Origin of the sequence: Mycobacterium sp. ACS1612, from assembly GCF_001667505.1 — a bacterium.
GTDB lineage: Bacteria > Actinomycetota > Actinomycetes > Mycobacteriales > Mycobacteriaceae > Mycobacterium.
In genome coordinates this window covers 80,426-95,331 of the sequence record NZ_LZHZ01000001.1, presented here as the reverse complement: position 1 = coordinate 95,331, position 14,906 = coordinate 80,426, and the positions used below count along the sequence as shown (strand labels likewise).

15 protein-coding genes are annotated in these 14,906 nt (G+C 66.7%); 14 read left to right on the top strand and 1 reads right to left on the bottom strand.

Going from position 1 to position 14,906, the window contains the following annotated elements; all coding sequences use genetic code 11:
* Nucleotides 1–71 precede the first annotated feature (71 nt).
* From eccCa to A5724_RS00470, 4 genes are all read left to right on the top strand, one after another.
* Nucleotides 72–3,737, top strand: coding sequence for a type VII secretion protein EccCa (gene eccCa, locus A5724_RS00485; protein WP_067794637.1), 3,666 nt, complete (start codon nucleotides 72–74; stop codon nucleotides 3,735–3,737).
* On the top strand, nucleotides 3,734–4,825 hold the full coding sequence (locus A5724_RS00480; protein ID WP_067794462.1) for a type VII secretion-associated protein: 1,092 nt from the start codon (nucleotides 3,734–3,736) through the stop codon (nucleotides 4,823–4,825). Before eccCa ends, A5724_RS00480 begins: the two co-directional genes overlap by 4 nt.
* A gap of 87 nt (nucleotides 4,826–4,912) precedes the next feature.
* Entirely contained in the window at nucleotides 4,913–5,236 is a 324-nt protein-coding gene (locus A5724_RS00475; protein ID WP_067794460.1) for a WXG100 family type VII secretion target, read from the top strand.
* A 10-nt stretch (nucleotides 5,237–5,246) separates the two neighbouring features.
* Entirely contained in the window at nucleotides 5,247–5,543 is a 297-nt protein-coding gene (locus A5724_RS00470) for a WXG100 family type VII secretion target (protein WP_067794458.1), read from the top strand.
* A 68-nt stretch (nucleotides 5,544–5,611) separates the two neighbouring features.
* Here A5724_RS00470 and A5724_RS00465 read toward each other — a convergent pair whose 3' ends face one another.
* Nucleotides 5,612–5,809: an excalibur calcium-binding domain-containing protein gene (locus A5724_RS00465; protein ID WP_067794634.1), complete on the bottom strand. Its 198-nt coding sequence runs from the start codon at nucleotides 5,807–5,809 to the stop codon at nucleotides 5,612–5,614.
* Nucleotides 5,810–6,010: 201 nt separating this feature from the next.
* Between A5724_RS00465 and A5724_RS00460 the strand changes: the two genes are divergently transcribed.
* The 10 genes from A5724_RS00460 to A5724_RS00415 all read left to right on the top strand — a co-directional run bounded on the left by A5724_RS00460 (nucleotide 6,011) and on the right by A5724_RS00415 (nucleotide 14,904).
* On the top strand, nucleotides 6,011–7,279 hold the full coding sequence (locus tag A5724_RS00460; protein WP_082964781.1) for a GAF domain-containing protein: 1,269 nt from the start codon (nucleotides 6,011–6,013) through the stop codon (nucleotides 7,277–7,279).
* 87 nt (nucleotides 7,280–7,366) lie between these two features.
* Nucleotides 7,367–8,890, top strand: a complete 1,524-nt coding sequence (adh, locus tag A5724_RS00455) for an aldehyde dehydrogenase (RefSeq protein ID WP_067794456.1) — start codon at nucleotides 7,367–7,369, stop codon at nucleotides 8,888–8,890.
* 52 nt (nucleotides 8,891–8,942) lie between these two features.
* Entirely contained in the window at nucleotides 8,943–10,004 is a 1,062-nt protein-coding gene (gene adhP / locus A5724_RS00450; protein ID WP_067794454.1) for an alcohol dehydrogenase AdhP, read from the top strand.
* Nucleotides 10,005–10,222: 218 nt separating this feature from the next.
* Nucleotides 10,223–10,492, top strand: coding sequence for a hypothetical protein (locus A5724_RS34330; RefSeq protein WP_232004648.1), 270 nt, complete (start codon nucleotides 10,223–10,225; stop codon nucleotides 10,490–10,492).
* Between the two features lie 172 nt (nucleotides 10,493–10,664).
* The gene (rplM, locus tag A5724_RS00440) at nucleotides 10,665–11,108 is read left to right on the top strand and encodes a 50S ribosomal protein L13 (protein WP_067794451.1); all 444 of its coding nucleotides are present in this window, start codon (nucleotides 10,665–10,667) and stop codon (nucleotides 11,106–11,108) included.
* 5 nt (nucleotides 11,109–11,113) lie between these two features.
* Nucleotides 11,114–11,572, top strand: coding sequence for a 30S ribosomal protein S9 (gene rpsI, locus A5724_RS00435; RefSeq protein WP_197518505.1), 459 nt, complete (start codon nucleotides 11,114–11,116; stop codon nucleotides 11,570–11,572).
* Between the two features lie 236 nt (nucleotides 11,573–11,808).
* A complete protein-coding gene (locus A5724_RS00430; RefSeq protein WP_156752064.1) occupies nucleotides 11,809–12,219 on the top strand; it encodes a hypothetical protein in 411 nt (136 codons plus the stop codon).
* 327 nt (nucleotides 12,220–12,546) lie between these two features.
* A complete protein-coding gene (locus tag A5724_RS00425) occupies nucleotides 12,547–13,104 on the top strand; it encodes a hypothetical protein (RefSeq protein ID WP_067794446.1) in 558 nt (185 codons plus the stop codon).
* 112 nt (nucleotides 13,105–13,216) lie between these two features.
* Nucleotides 13,217–14,554, top strand: a complete 1,338-nt coding sequence (gene glmM, locus A5724_RS00420; protein WP_067794444.1) for a phosphoglucosamine mutase — start codon at nucleotides 13,217–13,219, stop codon at nucleotides 14,552–14,554.
* A 44-nt stretch (nucleotides 14,555–14,598) separates the two neighbouring features.
* Nucleotides 14,599–14,904 (top strand): type VII secretion target, encoded by a 306-nt coding sequence (locus A5724_RS00415; protein WP_067794442.1) that lies wholly within the window; start codon nucleotides 14,599–14,601, stop codon nucleotides 14,902–14,904.
* The last annotated feature ends 2 nt before the right edge of the window (nucleotides 14,905–14,906 follow it).

Below are 14,906 nucleotides of genomic sequence, written 5' to 3'. Positions count from 1 at the left end.
TCACCCGGTGACGCGGCAATTCGACGACGTGTGGATGGAACCGAGTCGCCATGTGCAGCGTCCATCAGACGATGGAGTTCTTCCGCGAGCCCCGACTGCCCGCTCCACCGATGGCCGAAGGCGACCTCACGGTGGACCCGCCGCCCGCGCTTCCGAAAGCCGCGCCAGCCAACGCCATTGCCCGGCTGCTGCCGGTGGCCATGCTCGTCGCGGCGGGCGGCATGATGCTGCTCTACTTCACGTCGGGCGGCGCGTCAGCGGGCCGTGGCCCGATGTTCCTGTTCTTTCCGGCGATGATGGCCGTCTCCGTCATCGGCTCGCTCGCCTACAACGCCAGGACCGCCAACCACACCGCGCAACTGAACGACGACCGTCGAAGCTACCTCGAATACCTGGAGGGTCTCGACAGGACGCTCGCCGGAGCCGCTGCCTCGCAGCATCATTCGCTGCACTGGACGCATCCCGACCCCGCGACCCTGTGGACGGTGGTCGGTGGCCGACGAATGTGGGAGCGCAGCCGGCAGGATCTCGACTACTGCAAGGTCCGCATCGGCGTCGGCGAACAACCGCTGTGCACGAGACTCATAGCGCCCTCACTGGGTCCGGTCGAGACGCAGGATCCGGTGACGTCAGCGGCGCTGGGGCGGCTGATTCGCCGCAGGGCGGTCGTCGCCGACGTGCCGGTCGTCGTGCTGCTACGGACGGCGTCGGCGCTCACGGTGAACGCGGATCCCGAAGTCGCCCGCGCGTTGCTACGCGCGATCGTCTGCCAACTGACCGTCTTGCACAGTCCCGATGACGTCCGGATCGCCGCAGTGGTGGCTCCGACAGCGGCGTGGGACTGGGATTGGTTGAAATGGCTGGCTCACCATCAGCATTGGCGGCTGGCCGATGAACTGGGACCCGCGAGGATGACGTACCACAGCCTGGCGGAGGCCATCACCGCGTGTCGACCGCCCGACGAGGGTACGGCGCCACACGTAGTGGTCGTCGTGGACGACGGCTCGGTGCCACTGATCAAACAGCCCTTCACCGACGGTCCGCGGCTGCACGTGGACGACAGCACTCGACTGGACGGGCTGACGGTTCAACAGGCTGCGCTGTGTGCCCGCCGGCTGGCGCCCTACCGGCACAGGTTGGACGACGCCGGCACCACCGCGACCATGGGCTGGCTCGAACTGATGGGCGTGCGCGAACTCGACCGCATCGGCGCCGCCGAACAGTGGCCTCAACCGCGGCGGCTGCGAGCGCCCATCGGAGTGTCCGAGCAAGGAAAACCGGTGATGCTCGACATCAAGGAGGCGGCCCAGGGCGGTATGGGTCCGCATGGCTTGTGTGTCGGCGCCACCGGATCTGGGAAGTCGGAGTTTCTGCGCACCCTGCTCCTGGGCATGGTGGTGTCTCATCCGCCGGACGTGCTCAACCTCGTCCTCGTCGACTTCAAGGGCGGCGCGACGTTTCTGGGCATGGACCGGGTTCGGCACGTGTCAGCAGTCATCACGAATCTGGCCGAGGAGGCGCCTCTCGTCTCGCGGATGCGGGACGCGCTGGCCGGTGAGATGAACCGCAGGCAGGAAATGCTCAGGGCGGCAGGGCGGTTCGCCAGCGTGGCCGACTACGAGCAGGCACGCCGCCGGGGGCTCACGATGCCCCCGTTGCCCGCGTTGTTCGTCGTCGTCGACGAGTTCTCCGAACTGCTTGCCCAGTATCCCGAGTTCGCGGAGCTGTTCGTCGCGATCGGCCGGCTCGGCCGCTCGCTTGGCATGCATCTGCTGCTGGCCAGCCAACGTCTCGACGAAGGCCGGCTGCGCGGGCTGGAGAGCCACCTGTCATACCGGGTGTGTCTGAAGACGTTCTCCGCCAGCGAGTCCCGAGCCGTGCTTAGCATCCCCGATGCGCATCACCTGCCCAGCTCGCCGGGTGCCGCTTACCTGAAGACGGCCGACGGACAAATGATTCGCTTCCAGACCGCTTACGTATCTGCCCCGCAACGCGTTTCGCGGCCGACCGGAGATGGTGTGTCGCCCGAACCGCAGGTGCTCACCGCGGCGGCGGTCGGTTCGGTGGTGGCGCGGTCTGAGCGGTCACCTGCCGCAGCCCCCTCGGTGGCGCGTTCGCTGATGGACGCTGTGCTGGATCGGATGGCCGGCCACGGTGCGGCAGCGCATCGGGTCTGGCTGCCGCCACTGCGGCAGTCACCTGCACTGGACGCTCTTCTCGCCTGCGCACCGGATCAGCAGCCGCCGCTGTCGGTGCCGATCGGCCTGATCGACGCCCCATTCGAGCAGCGATACGACGCGTTGATGGTCGATTTGGCAGGCGCCGCAGGCAATGTGGCCATCGTCGGCGCGCCGCAGTCGGGCAAGTCGACGGCATTGCGCACCCTGCTGACGGCTCTGGCCGCCACCAATGACCCGTCGGCCGTCCAGTTTTACTGCCTGGACTTCGGCGGCGGCGCATTGACTCCGCTTGGCGCAATGCCGCACATCGGCGCAGTCGCGGGCCGGTCCGATGCCGAACTGTGCCGACGCGTCATCGCGGAGATGGAAGCGGTGCTGCGCTCACGAGAGGCACGGTTCAGGCGTGCAGGTATCGACTCGATGACGGACTACCGCAAAATGCGGCACGACGATGATCCGTTTGGCGACGTGTTTCTAGTCGTCGATGGCTGGGCCACGTTTCGGCAGGAGTTCGACGCTCTCGAGCCGCGAGTCATCGGCATTGCTACCCAGGGACTTTCGTTCGGTGTCCACCTCGTGCTGACGGCGTCCCGGTGGGCAGAGCTGCGACCGTCGCTGAAGGATCAGATCGGCACCCGCATCGAGCTGCGGCTCGGTGACCCCGCGGACTCCGAGATGGACCGCAGGCGGGCGCGCCAGCTCGGTGATCTGCCGCCGGGCCGAGGGATCACCCGCGACGGCAAGGAGATGGCCATCGCGACGCCCACGCCGGCCGTGGTCACGGACGACGGGTCAGGGCGGCGTGCACCTCGCGTCGAGCTTCTGCCGCTGCAGGTGCCGCACGACTACGGCAATGCTGCGGTCGAGATCGTCATCGGCATCGGAGAAACCGAGTTGAAGCCGGTCGCGCTGGATCTGGTCGAGCATCCGCATCTGATCGTGTTGGGTGAGGCGGAGTGCGGTAAGACGGCGACTCTGCGGCTGCTGTGCCGAGAGATCATGCGCGTCAACGATTCCGGCGGTGCGCAGATCGAGATCGTCGACTTCCGTCGGACGCTGCTCGGTGAGGTCGAGACCAATCACCTCAGTGGATATTCGATGTCGGCCGCGACGTTGGCGGCGCGTGTCCCTGTGCTGCTCGAGCGATTGCAGGCGCGGATGCCGGACGAGGGTGTGACGCAGCAACAACTGCGCACTCGCTCATGGTGGTCGGGTCCAGAGATATACCTCGTGGTGGACGACTATGACCTGGTGGCCGGCGCCACCGGGAACCCGCTGACGCCGCTTGCCGACTACCTGCCACACGCCAAGGACGTCGGGCTGCATGTCATCGTGGCGCGGCGCTCGGGCGGCGCGGCGCGGGCGATGTTCGACCCGGTGTTGGCCCGGATGCGCGATCTCGGCTGCATGGGACTGATGATGAGCGCCGGCCAGGACGAGGGTGTGCTGTTGGGTGCTGTCCGTCCGTCGGCGCAACCGCCGGGGCGAGGCACGCTGATCACCCGCGGACAGCCGGACCAACTCATTCAGGTCGCCTGGACCGATCCGCCGCGATGACCACCGTGGTCGAAGTTGGCCCGACAACCGTTCGAGGTGCGTGTCGAGCACGCGCGCAATGGGTTTCGGCGGGCATCGAGGCCATCGACGACGATCTGGTGTTGATCGACGAGCATCCCGTCGACGTGGCGGATGTGTGGCGGACGATCTTGCGCGATGCCGTCGGCGGATCGGTCGACACGGTCACGTTGGTGTTCCCGACGTGGTGGTCCTCGGCGCGAGTCGAGCGGGTGCGTGCGGCCGCCGACAGCGTCGCGGGCGACGTCATGGTGATGCGGCGTGCGCAGGTGCTGCCCGATGACCGGACCGTATTGATCGAGGCCGCACCCGAGTTCGTGGTCGTCTCGGCGCCGTCGGGCGTGGTCGCGGTGGTCAGAGACGAGGAGAGGCTGGCGGCGGCGATTCCACCGCGTAGCCGCGTCGTGGTGGACGTCTCGGATGGGCAGCGTGCAATCGCGGATCGGTTGCGGCGTAATGGTGTTGACGTCACGATCGCCGCAGCTGATTGGGTCGAGGACGCGCTGGCGACGGGCTTCGAGGAGGATCGACCGAAACCCAGGCGCGGCGTGACGGCCGTCGTGGCAGGAACCCTGTTGACGGTGGCCGCGCTGTGCGGCGTGTATGTCGCGCGCCCCGAGGCACCCGCGGCAACCGTTCCGATGACGCTGTTGGTCGAGGGGCGCCTCGGCGTGATGGTGCCAGCGCGATGGCCCGTCGAGCGCATCACTCCGGGCCCGGGATCGGCTCGGCTGCAACTTGTTTCACCCGAGGATCGCGACGTGGCCCTGCACATCACACAGTCAACGCTCGCGCCGCAGCAGTCTGGCCAGCAGGTCGAGGACGCGCTACGACGCGCGTTTAGCGAGGCGCCCGACGGCGTATTCGTCGACTTCGAACCTGCGGGCGAACGAGCGGGCCGCGCCGTGCTGACGTACCGCGAGACCCGCGCGGACCGGCACATCGACTGGTTCGTGCTGACCGACGAGTCGCTGCGGATCGCGATCGGGTGTCAGAGCGCGCCGGGACGCGAGGCGTCCGTGCGGGAGGCCTGCGATGAGGCGATTCGATCCGCGCACGCGGTGTTCTGAAAAGAAATTTTCCGTTCGACGGAACCGGCGCCCGCGGGCGCGCGTCCAACCTTTCAGATCGCGCAGAACGATACGAAGGGATGGGAGATGACGACACCTGGGGGCGGCCCGCTCGCCACCGACTTCGACCTCATGTCGGCCGTCGCGGGCAAGACCGACGGCCGCAACGAGGAGATCCGGGCGATGTTGCAGTCGTTCATCGGCCGGATGAACAGCGTCGCGCCCTCGGTGTGGGGAGGCGTTGCCGCGGTGCGGTTCCGCGATGTCGTGGAGCGGTGGAACGCGGAGTCGATGAAGCTGCATACGGCGCTCGGCCGGATCGCCGAAACCATTCGCTACAACGAGCGCACGCTGCGGGAAGCCGGCGAAAGCCATTCGCATCAAATCAGTTCTGCCGCGACCAACCTCTAGGGGCTGACACATGGATCACGTGCTCACATACAACTTCGACGAAATCGAATACGCGGTGCGCCAGGACATCCACGCGACGTCCGCTCGGCTGAACGCTGCGCTCGACGACCTTCGAGCGCAGATCGCGCCGCTACAGCAGGTCTGGACGCGGGAGGCGGCCGAGGCCTACCGCATCGAGCAGACGCGCTGGGAACAGGCCGCCGCGGCGCTCAACGAGATCCTGGTCAACCTGGGTAACGCCGTGCGCGACGGGTCGGATGAGGTTGCGGCCACCGATCGCCGCGCCGCGAACGCGTGGGGCTACTGACGCCCCGCCGTCACAGAGCTCTGTGCGGTCTCACCTGGAGGGGAGCCGGGTGGGACCGCACAGTTCTGTCAGGATTCGCAGGCGATGCCGTCGTGATCGCGATCGCCGCCATCCCAGTAGTCGGGATCGCCCTGTGGGATGTCCCAGCGGCCGTCTTTATGCGCTTGCGTGCAATTCGCGTACGGGCCGCTGGCAGTCGCCACCGGGGCCGCGCCGACGGCGGCCGCCAAGCAAACAAAACCTGCAGCGATGAAGACACGAAACATCGACACTCCGTAGTGATCTTGAACTTCGGGGAGACGGTCCAGGAAACTCCGGAGTCGTCGTAACGAAAGCTAGGTTGATTCCCTCTGCAAGGAATCAGGTGTTTCCCTATGTTTGCCGTCCATGCGGGGCCATAAGTCTCTGCCCCGATCCTCGGCGTTGGGCTATCGTGGCGCCCACGCGTGCGAGGAGCGTGACTGCCGGTGAAAATCTCGAAGACATCGGGCGGCCGGGCATCGGCCGGGCTGTCGTCGAAGTCGTTGCGCGCCGTCCATGAGCTTTTCGTCTCCGGTCAGGTGGACCTCGACTCCACGCCGGTACGACGCGTGGTCGCGGAGAGCTGGCGACGCAGCCTGGCGACCGGCGTCGACCCGGACCTCGCTGGTGCCAGGCCCGCCGCAGAAATTGCCCTCGACCGCATGCGCGCCTCGCATCCGTTGGCCCCAGCCCTACCCGTCATCCGCCGACTACTGGTCAACGACGCGACGGATGCCGGTGTCGTGGTCGCCGTCTCCTCGGCCGACGGCACGCTGCTCTGGGTCGAGGGTGATCTGAAAGCCTGCCGCAAGGCCGAGCGGATGAATTTCGTGCCAGGCGCCGACTGGAGCGAACAAGGTGCCGGAACCAACGCCCCCGGTACGGCGCTCGCGCTCGATACCGAACTGCAGATCCGCGGAACCGAGCATTTCTCGCGCATCGTCCAGCCGTGGAGTTGCACCGCGGTGCCGGTGCACGATCCGGCCACCGGTGTGCTCATCGGTGCTATCGACCTCACCGGAGGAACCCAGGTTGCCTCGCCGCAAACGCTTGCCTTGGTCCGCGCGACCGCTGTCGCCGTCGAGAATCATCTCGCGCTGATACAGCTCAATCGGCCGACTGCCGACGCGCCGGCCACCGCGCGGCTGACGGTGCTCGGCGCCGATCGGCCGCGCTGGCGAACAGAGACCGAGAGCCGCGCCCTGACGGGTCGGCACGCCGACATCCTGGTACTGCTGGGCCGCCATCCCGAAGGTCTGAGTGCCGATCACCTCGCGGTGCTTCTCGACGACAAAGATCTCGACGTGGTGACGATTCGCGCCGAAATGTCGAGGCTGCGTCGCGTCATCGGGGCCGACTACACCGACTCCCGGCCGTACCGCCTTCTCAAATCGGTCGCCAGCGACTACCACGATGTATGCGACGCCCTGCATGCCGGCGATGTGGACCGCGCCCTGGCGCACTACACCGGTGAGCTACTTCCGCAGTCGGTGTCGCCTGGCGTCGCGCGGCTGCGTGCCGAGCTCAGCGCGAGCGTGCGCGGCGCGGTACTCGCGTCGGGAAACCTTGCGCTGCTTCGTCGTTGGCTCGAGCTGCCGCAGGGCCGCGACGACCGCGACTGCTGGCGGGTGCTGTACAACCACGCCGCGCCGGGCTCCGCCATGCGGTCAGAGGCTCGTGGTCATCTCGCCGGACTGGATCTCGACCTGGCCTAGCCTCCCCAGTTCGTGCAACCGTGCTGCAACGGTCGTGAACCTACCTTCAGTGACGTCCGACACATTCACGTCGCGAAGGAGAACGCCATGACGGTGTACGCACGACCCGGTGCTGTGGGCTCAGTGATGGCCTTTGACACCCGGTACCAGAACTACATCGGTGGGGAGTGGGTCGCGCCCGTGGCGGGCCGATACTTCGAAAACGCCAGTCCGGTCACCGGTCAGCCGTTCTGCGAAATCCCGCGCTCTGACGAGGCCGATATCGACAAGGCGCTCGACGCCGCGCACTCGGCGGCGCCGGCTTGGGCCAAGACGACGCCCGCAGAGCGGGCGGTGATCCTCAACAAGATCGCCGACCGCATCGAACAGAACCTGGAATCGATCGCCGTTGCCGAATCGTGGGACAACGGCAAGCCGGTGCGTGAGACGCTCAACGCCGATATCCCGTTGGCTGTCGACCATTTCCGGTACTTCGCAGGCGCGATCCGCGCACAGGAAGGATCGCTGTCGCAGATCGACGACGAAACCGTCGCCTATCACTTCCACGAACCGCTGGGCGTGGTCGGCCAGATCATCCCGTGGAACTTCCCGATATTGATGGCCACATGGAAGCTGGCACCGGCGATCGCGGCGGGAAATGCCGTGGTGCTCAAGCCCGCCGAACAGACACCCGCGTCGGTGCTCTACCTGTTCTCGTTGATCGGCGACCTGCTTCCGCCCGGCGTGGTGAACATCGTCAACGGGTTCGGCCTCGAGGCCGGTAAGCCGCTGGCGTCCTCGAAGCGTATCGCCAAGATCGCGTTCACTGGAGAGACCACCACCGGCAAGTTGATCATGCAATACGCGTCGCAGAACCTCGTCCCCGTGACACTGGAACTCGGCGGCAAGAGCCCGAACATCTTCTTCAACGACGTTCTCGCGCAAAACGACGACTACCAGGACAAGGCGCTCGAAGGGTTCACGATGTTCGCCCTCAACCAGGGCGAGGTCTGCACGTGCCCGTCGCGCAGCCTGATCCAGGCCGACATCTTCGATGAGTTCCTCGAACTCGCGGCCATCCGGTCCAAGGCTGTCCGGCAGGGCGATCCGTTGGACACCGAGACAATGATCGGTGCCCAGGCGTCCGAGGATCAGATGGAGAAGATCCTTTCGTATATCGAGATCGGCAAAAGGGACGGCGCGAAGCTGGTCACCGGCGGCGAACGCGCCGAGCTCGGCGGCGATCTGAGCGGCGGATATTACGTCACCCCAACAGTTTTCACGGGTGACAACAAGATGCGCATCTTCCAGGAGGAGATTTTCGGGCCGGTGGTCGCGGTGACGTCGTTCACCGATTACGACGATGCGATCGACATCGCCAACGACACGCTGTACGGCCTCGGTGCCGGGGTGTGGAGCAGAGACGGCAACGTCGCTTACCGCGCGGGCCGCGACATCAAGGCGGGCCGGGTGTGGACCAACTGCTATCACGCCTATCCGGCGCACGCCGCATTCGGCGGCTACAAGCAGTCCGGCATCGGCCGTGAGACCCACAAGATGATGCTCGACCACTACCAGCAGACCAAGAACCTGCTCGTTTCCTACAGCAACAAGGCCCAAGGTTTCTTCTAAGCCGGGACCAAAGACCCTTCAGATCAAGCCGTTTCACGATTGGAATGACGAAATGACCCAGACCCTAGGCGCGCCCGCAGCGCCCGAGAGCACCGATATCATGCGCGCCGCCGTCGTCACCGAGTTCGGCCGCCCGCTGCAGGTCGAGGAACTCGACCTACCGACACCTGGCTACGGCGAGGCGCTCGTCAAACTCGAGACCTCCGGCGTGTGTCACACCGATCTGCATGCCGCACATGGAGATTGGCCCGTCAAACCGCAACCGCCGTTCATTCCAGGACACGAAGGCTACGGCACCGTTGTCGCGGTCGGTGACGGTGTCGACGACCTCGAGGTCGGTGACAAGGTCGGCAACGCGTGGCTGTGGTCGGCCTGCGGGACGTGCGAATACTGCCGCACCGGCTGGGAAACGTTGTGCGAGAGCCAGAAGAACGGCGGCTACAGCGTCAACGGCAGCTTCGGCAGCTACATGCTGGTGAATGCCGCCTACGCGGCCCGCATCCCAGATGGGGCCGATCCTCTCGAGGTCGCGCCGATCCTGTGCGCAGGCGTCACCGTCTACAAAGGGCTCAAGGTGACCGACACCCGGCCAGGGCAATGGGTGGCGATCTCCGGCATCGGCGGACTCGGCCACGTGGCGGTGCAATACGCCCGCGCGATGGGATTGCGGGTGGTGGCCATCGACATCGACGACGCCAAACTCGCGCTGGCCACTCGCCTCGGGGCGGAGGTCGCCGTGAACGCCCGCACGAGCGACGTCGTCGCCGAGGTGCAGAAGGCCACTGGCGGCGTGCACGGGGTGCTCGTCACCGCGGTGCACCCGCAGGCGTTCGGCCAGGCGATCGGGCTGGCGCGGCGCGGCGGCACGATCGTGTTCAACGGTCTTCCGCCAGGCGACTTTCCGGCGCCGATCTTCGACATCGTGCTCAAGGGCTTGACGATCCGCGGGTCGATCGTCGGCACTCGCCAGGACATGGCCGAGGCGCTCGACTTCTACGCCCGCGGGCTGATCCATCCGACGGTCGAGAGCGCACGGCTCGACGACATCAATGAGGTGTTCGGCCGGATGGAACGCGGGCAGATCGACGGCCGCGTCGTCATCGACTACCGCTAGTCGCCGACGTCAACAGGGCCCCGGCTGATGTCGGGGCCCTGTTCGCCGTCGAAACGCGGTGCGAAGCCGCCAAGCGGCGTAGCCTGTCCGCGCCGACCGCAGCGGCGGACACCACGCTCGCTCTGTTCGAGCGCGACACCTTCCAACACCAGTCGGACCTGGGCGGGGGGAACGGTCAGTTCAGTTTCGCCGGCGATCTGTTCGACCGTCCTGGCGGCATGTTCCAAGGCACCGTCGGCGGCACGTGCACCACGCTGAGCAGTCGTAGCGCGGACGACACAGTCTGCACTGCCACGTTGAATCTCGCCGGCGGCCAGCTCGCGGTTCAGGGAAAGGGCGACTTGTCGTCCCCCGATGTTCATCCTCTGACGATCCTCGGCGGCACCGGGGTCTACGCCAACGCAGCCGGCACGGGGACCGTCCAGGTACCCCAAGATGTGCCGAGCCAGACGGACGCCAACTTCGTCTTGAACCTCGCCGGCGGCTAGCCCGACGAACGCGTTTTGACCTGCGAGGACGCCCACAGGTAAGCTGCTCCGTTGGCGTGCGGTGACGCACGGGTCCTCGGGTCAACGTCGGTCGCCGAGGGATTCCCACCGAAACGCCTGACCGGCACCCGGGTCACACCGGGATCCAACCCGAGATAAGAAGGTAGACGCTGTGCCTACATATACGCCGAAGGCGGGTGACACCACGCGGTCGTGGTACGTCATCGACGCCACCGACGTGGTGCTCGGCCGGCTCGCCGTCGCGGCAGCCAACCTGCTGCGTGGCAAGCACAAGCCCACGTTCACGCCGAATGTCGACGGTGGCGATTTCGTCATCGTCATCAACGCTGACAAGGTCGCCATCAGCGGCGACAAACTCCAGAACAAGTACGCCTACCGCCACTCGGGTTATCCCGGCGGTCTGCGCAGGCGCACCATCGGTGAGCTGATGCAGAAGCACCCCGACCGGGTCGTCGAGCAGGCGATCGTCGGGATGATTCCGCACACCAAGCTCGGCCGTCAGATCCAGAAGAAACTGAAGGTCTACGCCGGACCCGACCATCCGCACGCTGCTCAGCAGCCGGTGCCGTACGAGATCAAGCAGGTGGCCCAGTGACCGAGATCGTTGAAAACACTGAGACCACTGACGCTGTGGTCGAGACCGAGGCCGCTCCGCGGGAGCCGGTCGTGATCGACCGCCCGATCCAGACCGTCGGCCGCCGCAAGGAGGCCGTGGTGCGGGTGCGCCTCGTGCCGGGCACCGGCCAGTTCCACCTGGACGGCCGCACCCTCGAGGACTACTTCCCGAACAAGGTGCACCAGCAGCTGATCAAGGCTCCGCTGGTGACCGTTGACCGGGTGGACAGCTTCGACATCTACGCCCACCTCGACGGCGGCGGGCCGTCCGGCCAGGCCGGCGCGCTGCGGCTGGCCATCGCCCGTGCGCTGATCCTCGTACAGCCCGAGGACCGGCCTGCATTGAAGAAGGCGGGCTTCCTCACGCGTGACCCGCGTGCCATCGAGCGTAAGAAATACGGCCTCAAGAAGGCCCGTAAAGCGCCTCAGTACAGCAAGCGCTGATCGATTCATCGGAACGCCGGGTGTGCACATGCACGCCCGGCGTTTCGCATTTTGTCCAGAAAGATTCGTCACATCGAGTTTGAGACTCGGTGTGATCGGGGAGCCCACACGTCGGGAGCACGGGCGCCATAGTGCGTTCGACAGACGATCTGTCGTCGATACGGGTCACTCAGCCAGCTCGTTGGGGGATCGGCCGTTGCTTCCTGACTGAAAGGGATAGATAGATGCATAACCGTGTGAAGCTTGCGTCTGCGGGCGCCGTTCTGGGTGGAGGCCTCCTGGCAGCCGGCGGCCTTGGACTCGCGCACGCCGCTCCGCCGGCCGAGGCCGTCGTCAACGACGGCAAAATCAACGTCACCGTGACCGCAGACGGTCAGCAGGTGGGCACCCTCCAGGACGTGTCGCTGGCCAGCGCAGAAGCCCTTGCCGCCTCTGCCTGCCCGAGCGGCGGGATCACCGCCGGGGCCCTGCAGGCCCTCGATGTCAACGGAACGCAGGTGCCCGGCACCTGCGCCGGGGCCGAGGGTGGTCTCACCTTTACGTTCACCCAGAACAGCCCGGGACAGTCCGAAAACGCGCCTGGTCAGAACCAGGTGGAACCGTCGAGCCCGACGACCGTGGCTCCGACGACCGCCACTGCTAGGTAGCTCGGTCTAGACCGCACCTCACCGCCCGCATCTCTTGGTGCGGGCGGTGAGTCTTCTTCGGAGATTGTTTTCGCCAGCCGGTAAATACGGCGATGGCAACTGAACTGCAAAGTATTGGCTGTAGCTAATTAGCCCGTGAGAGTTATTGACGCCTTCAGAAATTTTCTTCCGAATTTCGGTTTGGGACCTTGCTTGATCGAGGAAAGAACTCTGCGGAAGCACGGGTGCGAATCGCGCAGGCGAGCGCTCCCATCTCCGGTGCGACGTCACGGAGCTGGTCGGGGGACCGGGTTACTGGCTTCCCCGAACAGGAAATGGAGTATTTCTATGACGTCACGGTTCATGCGGCTACTTGCCCTGATGGTTGCCGTCGCGACCCTCGGGCTCTTCGGGGGTATAGGCGCCGGGACAGCAGGCGCGGCCCCTCCTGAGGTCGTCGGTAAGAAGACTGTGCAGGTGCGGGGCACGGCGGACGACGGGTCGAAATTCAACGGCCAATTCACGGTGACGCAGTTCAGGCAGGCTGCTGCCGGCGCACCCACACCCGTGGAGGCGGTCGGAGACCTCACGGGCAAGCTGATCCGACCCGGCCAGGGCGTCGGTGCTCAGGATGTATCGCAGCCAGGTGTTGCCATGCCTGCCGCGGTTGCGCAGGCCAGCTGCGAGATCCTCGATCTCGTGCTGGGGCCGCTCGACTTGAACCTGCTCGGCCTCGAGGTGCACCTCGACACCGTGCATCTGAACATCACCGCGGTGCCAGGGGCGGGGAACCTGCTCGGCAACCTGCTGTGCGCAGTGGCGGGCCTGCTCGATCCGTCAGGTGCCATCACTGACCTGGTTAAGTTCGTGAACCTGCTGAATCAGCTGCTCGGCTTGCTCGGCTAGCCGGAAAGACCCTCACCGCCCGCATCACACCCGAGTGCGGGCGGTGAGCTTTTTCGGTCACATCCGCCTGGCAGTTGGCTCTCCGGCCGCCATCTGTGAGAAGTTTGTCGGCATGGCTCGACTGTTCGGCACCGACGGGGTGCGCGGCGTCGCCAATCAGGATCTGACCGCTGAGCTGGCGCTCGGCCTGGGTTCCGCGGCGGCGCGCCGCCTCGGCAGCGTCGGTGGGCACGCCCGCCGGATCGCCGTGGTGGGCCGCGATCCGCGGGCCAGTAGCGAGATGCTCGAGGCCGCGGTGATCGCAGGGATCACCAGCGAGGGTGTCGATGCGCTGCGGGTGGGCGTGCTGCCGACGCCCGCGGTGGCCTACCTGACCAACGCGTACGACGCCGACTTCGGCGTGATGATCTCGGCGTCGCACAACCCGATGCCCGACAACGGCATTAAGATCTTCGGTCCCGGGGGCCACAAGCTCGACGACGCCGCCGAGGACCGCATCGAGGAACTCGTCCATCAGGGGCCGGGCAGCCGACCCACGGGGGCAGGCATCGGCAGGGTCGTCGACGCCGAGGACGCGCTGGACCGCTACCTGCGCCACGCCGCGAAGGCGGTCACTACCCGACTCGACGGCCTGACCGTCGTCGTCGACTGCGCGCACGGGGCCGCCTCGGCCGCCGCGCCACGGGCGTACCGGGCGGCGGGCGCCGACGTCATCGCGATCAACGCCGAGCCCAACGGGCTCAACATCAACGACGGCTGCGGCTCGACACACATGGAGCAGCTGCAGGCCGCCGTGGTGTCGCATGGCGCGGACCTCGGTCTGGCGCACGACGGCGATGCCGATCGGTGCCTGGCGGTGGACGCCGGCGGCCGCGTCATCGACGGCGACGCGATCATGGTCATCCTCGCCCTCGCGATGCGCGACGCCGGTGAGCTCGCGTCGAACACGTTGGTGGCGACCGTGATGAGCAATCTCGGGCTGCATCTGGCCATGCGCGCCGCGGGCATCGAGGTCCGCACCACCGGCGTCGGCGACCGTTACGTGCTCGAAGAGCTTCGCGCAGGCGAGTATTCGCTCGGCGGCGAGCAGTCAGGCCACATCGTGATGCCCGCGCTCGGGACCACCGGCGACGGGGTGGTCACCGGCTTGCGGCTGATGTCCAGGATGGCGCAGACCCGGTCGACGTTGGCGGCGTTGGCTGAGCCGATGCACACTCTGCCCCAGGTGTTGATTAACGTCGAGGTGGCGGACAAGGCCACCGTGGCGGACGCGCCGTCGGTGCGGTCCGCGGTGGCCGAAGCCGAGGCAGAGCTCGGCGACACGGGTCGAATTCTGTTGCGGCCCTCGGGAACCGAACAAGTCGTCCGCGTGATGGTCGAGGCCGCCGACGAGGACACCGCCCGGCAGGTGGCCGTCCGCGTCGCCGAATCGGTGAGCCGCCACCGCTGAAACTCGGTGGAACCGGCGCGGCCTCGCCTGCGTCGTAATCAAATATGGGAGAACGCAACGCGGCCCGTGTCGACGTTGCGGCGCTCTACGGTGCTGCGCGCGGATACGACACAGCCGCAGACATCGTGGACGCCGCAGTGCGGACGCATCTGACCGGATTGGCCTTCGACGGCGGCACCGCGGGGCGCGACCATGTGGCGAGCGGGGATGCGGTGCGTACGGCGGTCGACGATGTCGTCGACCGGTTACCGCAGTGGTCGCGGGCCGCTCGGGAGATCGCCGCCGCGCTTCGCGCATCAGCCGACCGCTACGCCGACGCCGACGCGCGCGCGGCAAGCCGTTTGGGGTGAGC

Bases quoted from the DNA above. Each gene is read 5' to 3' on its own strand.
- A5724_RS00465 (WP_067794634.1), bottom strand. From the start codon at position 5,809: ATGTTTCGTGTCTTCATCGCTGCAGGTTTTGTTTGCTTGGCGGCCGCC.
- A5724_RS00475 (WP_067794460.1), top strand. From the start codon at position 4,913: ATGACGACACCTGGGGGCGGCCCGCTCGCCACCGACTTCGACCTCATG.
- adhP (WP_067794454.1), top strand. From the start codon at position 8,943: ATGACCCAGACCCTAGGCGCGCCCGCAGCGCCCGAGAGCACCGATATC.
- A5724_RS00415 (WP_067794442.1), top strand. From the start codon at position 14,599: ATGGGAGAACGCAACGCGGCCCGTGTCGACGTTGCGGCGCTCTACGGT.
- eccCa (WP_067794637.1), top strand. From the start codon at position 72: ATGGAGTTCTTCCGCGAGCCCCGACTGCCCGCTCCACCGATGGCCGAA.
- adh (WP_067794456.1), top strand. From the start codon at position 7,367: ATGACGGTGTACGCACGACCCGGTGCTGTGGGCTCAGTGATGGCCTTT.
- A5724_RS00480 (WP_067794462.1), top strand. From the start codon at position 3,734: ATGACCACCGTGGTCGAAGTTGGCCCGACAACCGTTCGAGGTGCGTGT.
- A5724_RS34330 (WP_232004648.1), top strand. From the start codon at position 10,223: ATGTTCCAAGGCACCGTCGGCGGCACGTGCACCACGCTGAGCAGTCGT.
- A5724_RS00425 (WP_067794446.1), top strand. From the start codon at position 12,547: ATGACGTCACGGTTCATGCGGCTACTTGCCCTGATGGTTGCCGTCGCG.
- glmM (WP_067794444.1), top strand. From the start codon at position 13,217: ATGGCTCGACTGTTCGGCACCGACGGGGTGCGCGGCGTCGCCAATCAG.
- A5724_RS00470 (WP_067794458.1), top strand. From the start codon at position 5,247: ATGGATCACGTGCTCACATACAACTTCGACGAAATCGAATACGCGGTG.